This is a genomic window from Kosmotoga sp. (assembly GCF_982836095.1).
In genome coordinates, this window is the sequence record NZ_CEYIHJ010000072.1 from 1 (window position 1) to 8775 (window position 8775).

Genomic DNA, 8775 nt, shown 5'->3' on the forward strand with positions numbered 1-8775 from the left:
GATAAGATGGTTTTTTCCACTGCGTCAAGATGTTCCTTAAAGAGTTCAATAATTAGAATTTCTTTCTTTCCAAGAAAAAGCATTTTATCACCACCTGCTTAAATTATACATCAGCAGATTCCCTATGTTGAAATCGGCTGCTATAATTTATGTGAGGTGGTGTGTATGAATAAGGAAGAACAGGTATTACAGCTACTGAAGGATTCGCAAGTGCCCATTACCGGGAACACGCTTGCGGAGAAGTTAGGTGTTAGTCGGCAAATGATTGTTCAATATATTGCGGCACTACGTGCAAAAGGGCAAAGAATATTTTCTTCCCCGAAGGGATACCAGATGGTAAAAGAATTGGGCTTTATAAGAAAGCTTGTTGCTGTTAAACACTCTGAAGAGGATATTTATGAGGAACTTCTTGCGATTGTCAAAGCTGGGGGCAAAGTTGTTGATGTTATTGTAGAGCATCCGATCTATGGCGAGTTAAGGGGAATGCTTGACATCGAAACCGAGGAAGATGTCGTGAGGTTCATAGGACGCTTGAAAACTTCCAATGCTTCACCACTTCTTGAACTTTCCGGTGGCGTACATCTCCATACCCTGGAAGCAAAAGATGAGGCTACAATGAGTAGAGTGCTTAATGCTATAAAAGAATATTTAATATAATGCTACTATTGTAATACTTTTTACTTAATTTGCTTTGTTATTGTTTGTTTATCTTAATTTATATTCTTTTGATTTCCTTGTTAAATTTTGAACAAATCTGCTATTATTAAATTGCCATAGAAAACTTCGCTGATGTGTTTTACTCCATACCTCACGGAGTCCTTCCACATTCTTTCCCGACTCATAATACAGGTACGTATTATTTATGTCAGGGGGAAAAGAAATGTTTGCCTTACATGTGAAATGTCCTCATTGCTTTGAAAGCCTTATGAATTCGAAGAGAATGATTGATGACCATCCGAGCATTCAGTTAAATGTTACCTATGGTGAATATCATGGCGCGATCTGGTTGAGCGCAGTCTATGGAAGCTATAACTACAACATGACTTTTGACATGCCTGATGGAGAAATTGCAGAGTTTTTCTGCCCTCATTGCGGGCATTCACTCACAGGAGATATTAGTTGTCCTGAATGCTCAGCTAAGACTGTGAAGTTGGAATTAGAAAAAGGAGGAGCCGTTCATTTTTGCCCAAGAAAAGGATGTAAAGGTCATCTGATCACTTTTGACTCCAACAATTCACTCATTGAAGAGGCTTATAAGCATTACCAGTATATGGAACCTGAGGAAGACTGAATATATCTTTTCTATTTGGAGAAAGTAGGATGTCTTTGTAAATCCATGTGAAACTATTCACTAAGGGGCGGTAAAAATGCTTTGTTATCCTGATGAGTTTATTAGCTATTTGCTTGAAACTGGAAAAACTGTATATGCACCATTTAAACATGGGGATGAATATTTTTTCGAGATTCTCACCGAAGAAAACAAAGATGCCGTTTCGCTGGGAGGATTCAGACCCGCGGATCCAATAAAAATGTTGTTATTTCCTGCAAGGGTAGAGCTTTTGGACATCCCAAAGTTTCCTGAAACAATCGTTCTTGGAGTCAATAACTGTGATCTTCAAGCGGTGGGCTTTCTCGATAAGGCGTTGCTGGGAGAATACCCTGACCCTTATTATAGTGAAATTAGAAAACGAACCCTTTTAATTGGCGTTGACTGCAAAGAGGTTAAAGAAAGCTGCCATTGCATCTTACAAGGCTATAAACCCTATCCGGAGAGTGTTTACGACCTGGCGATATCTGAAGTTGGTGGTATGTTTGTGCTTAAAAGCGGTTCTGAAAAAGGCGAAGGCTTGCTGGAAGATTTCTCGAAAGGGCACAGCGTCATGAACGACATCCCGGATATCGATCGGGTAATAGAGACAAACAGGGAACTTATCAAACGCGAACTCGTGGAATTAAACAGTGGCTGGTCAATTGCTTCACATACAGAGGAAAGAAAGCTTGAGCCTTCACAAGAGATGGTGGATTCCTGTATCGAATGTGGTGGCTGCAATTTTGTTTGCCCGACCTGCTATTGTTTTATGTTGAATGACGAAAGCAGGAAAGCACATTTTTCAAAAGTGCGATCCTGGGATGCCTGCCAGCTCAAAGGGTATGCGCGAGTAGCAGGAGGTGGAAACCCAAGGGCAGCGTTATACGAACGTTTTAACCATAGATATAGCTGCAAATTCACATATACAATTAGGCAATTTGGTATCAGTGCTTGTACGGGATGTGGGCGTTGTATAGACGTCTGCCCCGCAAATATAGATATCAGAAATGCAGCCCGAAAGCTGACAATCAAGAAGTAGTGGTGATGCTTGTGGTGAATGCCTTTGAATCAATACGAACGAAATTGCTTGAAGTGATTACTGAATCTCCGACAATCAAGACCTTTGTTCTTGATTGTGGAGGTGATTTTGAGTTCAAGACTGGACAATTTGTTGAAGTCGGTTTGGCTGGTGTAGGCGAGGGACCTTTTACTCCATCCTGTTCGCATTACACAAAGAACCCCATAGAAATAACGATAATGAAAACGGGTTACATGACGGAAAAAATACACCAGATTCGTAAAGGAGCGGAAGTGATTTTAAGGGGCCCTTATGGGAATGGGTATCCCCTTGAGAAATTTGAAGGAAAGCATATTCTTATCGTAGGGGGAGGAGTTGGCCTTGCTCCATTAAGGTCTTTATTCCTCACTCTTGTTCATGATATTGAACGATATAACGGGATTACGGTTTGTTTTGGGGCGAGGTCACCAGAAGACCTTATATATAAGGAACAATTAAAGGAATGGTCGAAAATCAAGGGTGTAAACCTGAATCTATCTGTGGATAAAGTTCCCAAAGGTCAGAAATGGTCTGGCAATGTAGGTGTGGTTACAACGCTCTTAAAACCGCTTGAATTAGACGTTGAAAATACGATAGCAGCTGTTTGTGGTCCACCCATCATGATGAAATTTACATCTCTGAGCCTGCTCGAAAAAGGCATAGCCCCATCAAATTTGTATTTATCGATGGAAAGCAAGATGTATTGTGGGGTTGGGCTTTGCAGACATTGCACTATTGAACACTACTTTGTTTGCAAAGATGGGCCTGTCTTTACCTATGACCAGTTTGAAAACCCGGAGGCGATCTGGGCATGAAGAGGCTATTGATAGATATGGAAAAGCTCCTATCTGAACCAACTCCATCTATTCAGTGCGAGTATCTATATCATAGTAAAAACAATGGTCTGCTTTCTCTTGTGGAAATAGCAGAGTTTGCTCTATACTGTCGTCAATGTCCGGAAGCTCATTGCGTTAAAGCCTGCCCACGTGACGCTTTAGAAAGATTACCTGATGGCACTGTGAAAAGAGCAAATCTTCGCTGCGTAGGTTGCAAATCGTGTGTTTTAGCATGCCCCTTCGGTACCCTTTTCCCGGAAACAATCAACTTCGTCGCCGATCATTGTGATTATTGTATTTCACAAAGAATGAAAGATCAAGAATATATACCTCTCTGTGTGAAAACTTCTAAGAACGGAGAGGTTTCTTTAGTGGAGCTCGATGAAGAAGATCCTTCCAGCGGGTTGTATTTTGTGGGTAAATACATGGCTGTTAAAACCCATCACTGGAGGTATAAGGAGGGGAAAGTTCTTTGATCGCCGTATATACTCTCTTATTTCCTGGCCTCGTTTTTACAGCCTTTTGCGGGATGATTGCTTGGTGGATTGAAAGAAAACTGAGTGCCCTTTTCCAGCACAGGGTGGGGCCACCCTGGTATCAGAATTTCATTGATTTTTTCAAACTGCTTGGTAAAGAGAGCATAGTCCCGGCTGATTCAGCGGTTATTATGTACTCAGTTGCCCCGTTAATTGCCTTTGCATCAGTTGTGGCTTTTGCTACGGTTCTGGGGAGCGCTGTTTTTTTGAACATCGAAATCGCAGGGGATTTGATTTTACTACTTTATTTGAGCTCTCTGGTTTCCACAGGGATTTTCCTTGGAGCCTCTGCCTCTGCTAATGTTTATGCTGCAATAGGCGCTTCCAGAGAAATAAAAATGCTTCTTGCCGATGAGCTGGTTTTTATTATGGTGGTACTTGTACCTGTGGTAAAATCAGGATTTTCATTCAGGTTTGGAGCGGTATTGAATACTTCTGCTATCACTTCCTTTTCCGGTGTTATGGCATACATTCTTGGGCTAATGTGCATTCAAGCGAAGCTTGCTTTACAGCCATTTGACTTGCCTGAAGCCGAAACAGAACTCGCTGGCGGTGTTGAAATAGAGTATTCAGGTGTTTTGCTTGGAATCTGGAAATTAACTAAAGCTATGGAATTTTTCATATATCCATTGTTTTTAAGTGTCCTTTTCTTTGGTATTGGCAAGGGATTCGTTGGAATACTTTTAAATGTTCTTTTCTACATTTTGACGCTGATAATTTTGATAATAGTGAAAAATGTAAATCCGAGGGTGACTATAGACAAAATGTTGAACTTTTTCTGGAAGGTTTTATCGCCGTTGGCATTAATTGCACTCGTCCTCGCCCTCTTCGGAGGTTGAATATGGGTGTATATAACAGGATTTTGAAAAAGTCTTTATGGGTGTTTCACATGAGCGCTTCACCCTGTAATAACTGTGATATAGAGGTGCTCGATTTGTTGACGCCTGGCTATGATTTGGAACGCTTTGGAATAAAGCTCGTTGGCTCGATAAGACATGCCGATGTGCTCCTGATAACAGGAATGGGAGGTTGTAAAATCTCTGAAAGAGTTGTCAGACTTTATAATCAAGCACCAAAACCCGTTTTTGTTGTTGCTGTAGGAACGTGCCCAATTGGCGGTGCAACATTCAAAGATAGTTACTCACGATGTGGACCTTTGGATAAGCTTATACCCGTAAATCTTTACATTCCGGGATGTCCCCCAAAGCCTGAAGCTATGATAGAGGGATTGTTGAAATTATTGGGGAGGTTGGACTGATGGCTTCTGAAGAACATGAAAATGATGTGTTGAATGAATTGAAGGAAAAAATAAAGATGCTTCTTTCCAAGAAGAAGCGAGTTTATTTTAAAGTCGAATCTGAAAACATTGTTGAAGTGGCCAAATATCTTTTTGAAAAAGGCTTGAGGCTTTCGACCATTTCAGCATTGGAAAACTACGAAGGATTCGAGCTTATTTACCACTTTTCAGATGATAAGAGCGGGATGTATTACTGCCCGAAGGTGTTCATCCCATTGGACGATCCCAAAGTCCCTTCAATTGCAAACAACATAGCCGGGGCAAAATGGATTGAAAGGGAGATCGGAGAGCTTTTTGGAGTGGTTTTCGTTAAACATCCTGAACCGAAACCACTACTTCTTGAAGATAATCCGAAAATTCCAAAGAATCCACTTAGAGTAAAGAGGCGAGAACATGAGTGAAGATTTCAACTTACCCGTTGGCCCTTTTCATCCTCTTTTGGAGGAAGCGGAATATTTCAAGATTACCCTTGATGGTGAGAAGGTAAAGGAAATTGAGATGGAAACTGGCTGGATGCATAGAGCCATTGAAAAGCTTTCCGAGAGCAATACTTTTGATCAGACAATATTCCTTGTTGAGAGAATTTGTGGTATTTGTTCTGCTTCGCATCCCTTTGCTTGTGTGAATGCACTGGAAGATATAGGCAATGTTGAAATCCCTTTGAGGGCAAGGTATATCAGATCTTTGATAGGTGAAATGGAGCGCATTCATAGCCATTTACTATGGCTGGGTCTCGCTGGACATTTTATTGGTTACGATACACTTTGGATGTGGGCATGGAAGTATAGAGAACCCATTCTTGAAGTCATCGAGCTCATTACCGGAAATAGAAATCATTACGGCGTCTTCCGGATAGGGGGAGTGCGAAAAGACTACGATATATCTCTAAATACACGGGTCAACGAAGTTATGGACATGCTTGAAAAAAAGCTGAGCATGGTTGCTAAAGCTGCTATGGATGATCCGGTACTTAAAAGCAGATTATGTGGCGTTGGTATTTTAACAAAGGAAGATGCCATCAACTATTGCGCCACTGGACCCACAGCCAGAGCTTCGGGAGTTGCCATTGATGTGCGAAAAGACGAACCCTACGCCGCTTATGATTTGCTGGATTTTGACATAATTGTTCGTGAGGAAGGCGATGTTTTTGCCAAAACTGTTGTGAGAATACTCGAGATGTTAGAGAGTATAAAGATGGTAAGGCAGATTATTGAACGCTTGAGAAAAATTTCAGGCCCAATTTACAACGATGTTGCTGAAATTCCTGCCGGTGAAGGAATCGGAAGGCACGAAGCTCCCAGAGGTGAAGTATTTCATTACATACGCTCAGATGGGTCAAATCGTCCTATTAGGCATAAAATAAGAGCTCCGAGCTATGTTAATATTCCAACTTATGAAGTCAGCTGTCCTGGAATGAATCTTTCTGATGTAATGATAACGCTGGCTTCAGTAGATCCTTGCTATTGTTGCACGGAAAGGTCCGTAAAGCTTTTCGATTCAAAGGGTACAGAAATAGCCCAGAATTTACTTGAGTTATCGCAGAGAAAAACCGACAGACTCATCGATGAGTTAGGGGAGAGCGAATTATGGAAGCTTTTGTAAATGTCTTATCGTTTATGATTATCATTCCACTGATAGCGGCACTTATGGATAGTGGCACTAACTGGAAAGTGGCAAGGTGGCTCAATGTCATCACTTGCTCATACCTTTTAGTTGTTTCATTTATCCTTTGGGGTTATTTGCCGCTGGCAACTGGATTAAGTGGGGAAGGGATCTTTTCCCTTGATGAATTTTCTTACTTTGCTCTGCTCTTTGCAAATATCCTTGGCCTTGCATTTTCAATTTACCTTTTGAAGAGTGAGAAACTCAAATTCCATGTATATTTCATAATGACTATGGCCTTTGTTAATGGGGCATTGATGACACAAAATGCGGTTGCCTTCCTTGTTTTCTGGGGGCTTGCAGGTTTGATGCTTTATCTCTTTGCAATTTCTTCAAAACTCGCCTCTGGTGTTGCCAAGAAAACACTTATCATATCTGGCATATCTGATTCCCTGCTGATATTCGCTTTTTTCCTTTTGGGATATTCCAATGAAGCTTTGATTGGCTTTTCAGGTGGTAGCCCAAATGCTTGGGAAATAACAGCCCTATCCTTTATTGTGCTTGCATCTTTCGCTAAAGCGGGGGCTTTTCCACTGCATACCTGGATTCCGGAATACTGTGAAAAAGCACCTATTGAATCCGCGTTTATTCTTCCAGCATCTTTGGACAAAATTCTCGGGATTTATTTACTTGCAAGATTATTCTTGGAATACGGCATCATACCACAGTGGTTGAGGGTAATCGTTGCAGGTATAGGTGCATTTACCATAATTATAGCCGTTATGATGGCGTTGATTCAACACAACGCACGTAAACTTCTCGGTTACCATGCGGTAAGCCAGGTGGGATATATGGTGCTTGGTATAGCTACCGGAAATCCCGTGGGAATCATTGGCGGGTTGTTACATACTGTGAACAATTCTATTTATAAATCCGGGTTGTTCATGGCGGCTGGAAACGTTGAAAGTTCAGCAGGCACGGTGGAATTGGCGGAACTTGGCGGATTGGCGAGACGAACGCCGCTGACTTTTTCAGGTATGCTGGTTTGTTCCTTATCTATTTCCGGGATGCCATTAACGAATGGCTTCGTATCGAAATGGCTCATTTATCAGGGAGTTTTGATAGCAATGGCTCAAAGTCTTTACGGCTATAAAATATTGTACATGTTCTTTCTCATAATGGCTCTTTTTGGCAGTGCGTTGACTCTGGCGAGTTTTATGAAACTAAACTTCTCCATATTCCTTGGAAAAACCACGGAAAAAACCAAAGACGCGAGGGAAGCTTCTTTACCGAAACTCATCGCGTTACTCTTAAATGCTTCTTTGTGTTTGTTCATAGGTATTGGATGGAAATTCTTCCCGCTTCCATTGATTGAGAATAGCTTGGGCAAAAACCTTGAAAATTCTGTGGGCTTTCTCTCCACGACACAGCTTCTGGGTGTTGTTACCTTATCCCTTGTCTTTGGTGCATTGATATATCTTATGTTCCGAAAAGTAAGAGTAGAGGATGCTTTTGTTGGTGGACAAAAGGACACCGTGAAATTCAGAATCTCGGGTACAGGCTTTTTCAATGACATTCGAAACATGAAGCCGTTGAAGGTTATTTACAACGGTGCTGAAAAAGGCTGCTTCGACATCTATACACATCTTAAGACAGGGTTGAAAGCCATGGTTACGCCACTGAAACTGCTTCATACAGGCGAACTGTCTTTTTACAGCGTCTGGGTTATGCTGGGGTTTATAGTTCTTCTCTCAATATTTCTAAGGGGTGGTTGATGTGCCCGTTGAAGGTTGGTTGTATTTCATAGTCTCTTTTATGATCTTCGCTTCCATTATAGCGCTTGAATTGAAAGACCTGCTTTCATCCGTTGTATCGGTAGGTGTGACGGGTCTTGCGTTAGCAGTGGCTTTTATTTTCTTGCAAGCACCTGATCTTGCCCTTGTCCAATTTGTTTACGAAATAATCTCTGTGATCATATTGATTATGTTGCTAAAAGCCACCGGGGAAAGACTCGAAAAAGAAAAGGAAGGCAGATTATCGCTGAGCTTCAAATTGCTGTTTTTAGTCCTTATATCGATCATGGTAATTCCTCTCTTCTCTGTCTTGCCAGAGTTTGGGAAACCGCTTCTTGATGTTTC

11 protein-coding genes are annotated in these 8775 nt (G+C 41.5%); all 11 read left to right on the top strand.

Going from position 1 to position 8775, the window contains the following annotated elements; translation table 11 throughout:
* The first annotated feature begins 165 nt into the window (after positions 1 to 165).
* Positions 166 to 657 carry a transcription repressor NadR gene (locus AC3LHT_RS06070; RefSeq protein ID WP_290647182.1) on the top strand — a complete coding sequence of 164 codons (492 nt, stop codon included), beginning with the start codon at positions 166 to 168 and terminating at the stop codon, positions 655 to 657.
* Between the two features lie 223 nt (positions 658 to 880).
* Positions 881 to 1291, top strand: a complete 411-nt coding sequence (locus AC3LHT_RS06075) for a hypothetical protein (protein WP_290647183.1) — start codon at positions 881 to 883, stop codon at positions 1289 to 1291.
* 76 nt (positions 1292 to 1367) lie between these two features.
* Entirely contained in the window at positions 1368 to 2348 is a 981-nt protein-coding gene (locus AC3LHT_RS06080; protein ID WP_290647184.1) for a 4Fe-4S dicluster domain-containing protein, read from the top strand.
* Positions 2349 to 2353: 5 nt separating this feature from the next.
* Positions 2354 to 3181: an FAD/NAD(P)-binding protein gene (locus tag AC3LHT_RS06085; protein WP_488662282.1), complete on the top strand. Its 828-nt coding sequence runs from the start codon at positions 2354 to 2356 to the stop codon at positions 3179 to 3181.
* On the top strand, positions 3178 to 3678 hold the full coding sequence (locus AC3LHT_RS06090; protein WP_290647186.1) for a 4Fe-4S dicluster domain-containing protein: 501 nt from the start codon (positions 3178 to 3180) through the stop codon (positions 3676 to 3678). The genes AC3LHT_RS06085 and AC3LHT_RS06090 overlap by 4 nt, the downstream gene beginning before the upstream one ends.
* The gene (locus AC3LHT_RS06095; protein ID WP_290666212.1) at positions 3675 to 4577 is read left to right on the top strand and encodes a complex I subunit 1 family protein; all 903 of its coding nucleotides are present in this window, start codon (positions 3675 to 3677) and stop codon (positions 4575 to 4577) included. Before AC3LHT_RS06090 ends, AC3LHT_RS06095 begins: the two co-directional genes overlap by 4 nt.
* A gap of 2 nt (positions 4578 to 4579) precedes the next feature.
* On the top strand, positions 4580 to 4996 hold the full coding sequence (locus AC3LHT_RS06100) for an NADH-quinone oxidoreductase subunit B family protein (RefSeq protein ID WP_290647188.1): 417 nt from the start codon (positions 4580 to 4582) through the stop codon (positions 4994 to 4996).
* Positions 4996 to 5436: an NADH-quinone oxidoreductase subunit C gene (locus AC3LHT_RS06105; RefSeq protein WP_290647189.1), complete on the top strand. Its 441-nt coding sequence runs from the start codon at positions 4996 to 4998 to the stop codon at positions 5434 to 5436. Before AC3LHT_RS06100 ends, AC3LHT_RS06105 begins: the two co-directional genes overlap by 1 nt.
* The gene (locus AC3LHT_RS06110) at positions 5429 to 6637 is read left to right on the top strand and encodes a hydrogenase large subunit (RefSeq protein ID WP_290647190.1); all 1209 of its coding nucleotides are present in this window, start codon (positions 5429 to 5431) and stop codon (positions 6635 to 6637) included. Before AC3LHT_RS06105 ends, AC3LHT_RS06110 begins: the two co-directional genes overlap by 8 nt.
* Entirely contained in the window at positions 6622 to 8412 is a 1791-nt protein-coding gene (locus tag AC3LHT_RS06115) for a complex I subunit 5 family protein (RefSeq protein WP_488662283.1), read from the top strand. Before AC3LHT_RS06110 ends, AC3LHT_RS06115 begins: the two co-directional genes overlap by 16 nt.
* 1 nt (position 8413) lies before the next feature.
* Positions 8414 to 8775: hydrogenase subunit MbhD domain-containing protein (locus AC3LHT_RS06120; RefSeq protein ID WP_488662284.1), on the top strand; the 362-nt coding region annotated here is incomplete at its 3' end.

Coding starts and splice junctions, on each gene's coding strand:
- AC3LHT_RS06105 (WP_290647189.1), top strand. CDS start 4,996: ATGGCTTCTGAAGAACATGAAAATGATGTGTTGAATGAATTGAAGGAA.
- AC3LHT_RS06115 (WP_488662283.1), top strand. CDS start 6,622: ATGGAAGCTTTTGTAAATGTCTTATCGTTTATGATTATCATTCCACTG.
- AC3LHT_RS06075 (WP_290647183.1), top strand. CDS start 881: ATGTTTGCCTTACATGTGAAATGTCCTCATTGCTTTGAAAGCCTTATG.
- AC3LHT_RS06090 (WP_290647186.1), top strand. CDS start 3,178: ATGAAGAGGCTATTGATAGATATGGAAAAGCTCCTATCTGAACCAACT.
- AC3LHT_RS06110 (WP_290647190.1), top strand. CDS start 5,429: ATGAGTGAAGATTTCAACTTACCCGTTGGCCCTTTTCATCCTCTTTTG.
- AC3LHT_RS06085 (WP_488662282.1), top strand. CDS start 2,354: ATGCTTGTGGTGAATGCCTTTGAATCAATACGAACGAAATTGCTTGAA.
- AC3LHT_RS06080 (WP_290647184.1), top strand. CDS start 1,368: ATGCTTTGTTATCCTGATGAGTTTATTAGCTATTTGCTTGAAACTGGA.
- AC3LHT_RS06070 (WP_290647182.1), top strand. CDS start 166: ATGAATAAGGAAGAACAGGTATTACAGCTACTGAAGGATTCGCAAGTG.
- AC3LHT_RS06100 (WP_290647188.1), top strand. CDS start 4,580: ATGGGTGTATATAACAGGATTTTGAAAAAGTCTTTATGGGTGTTTCAC.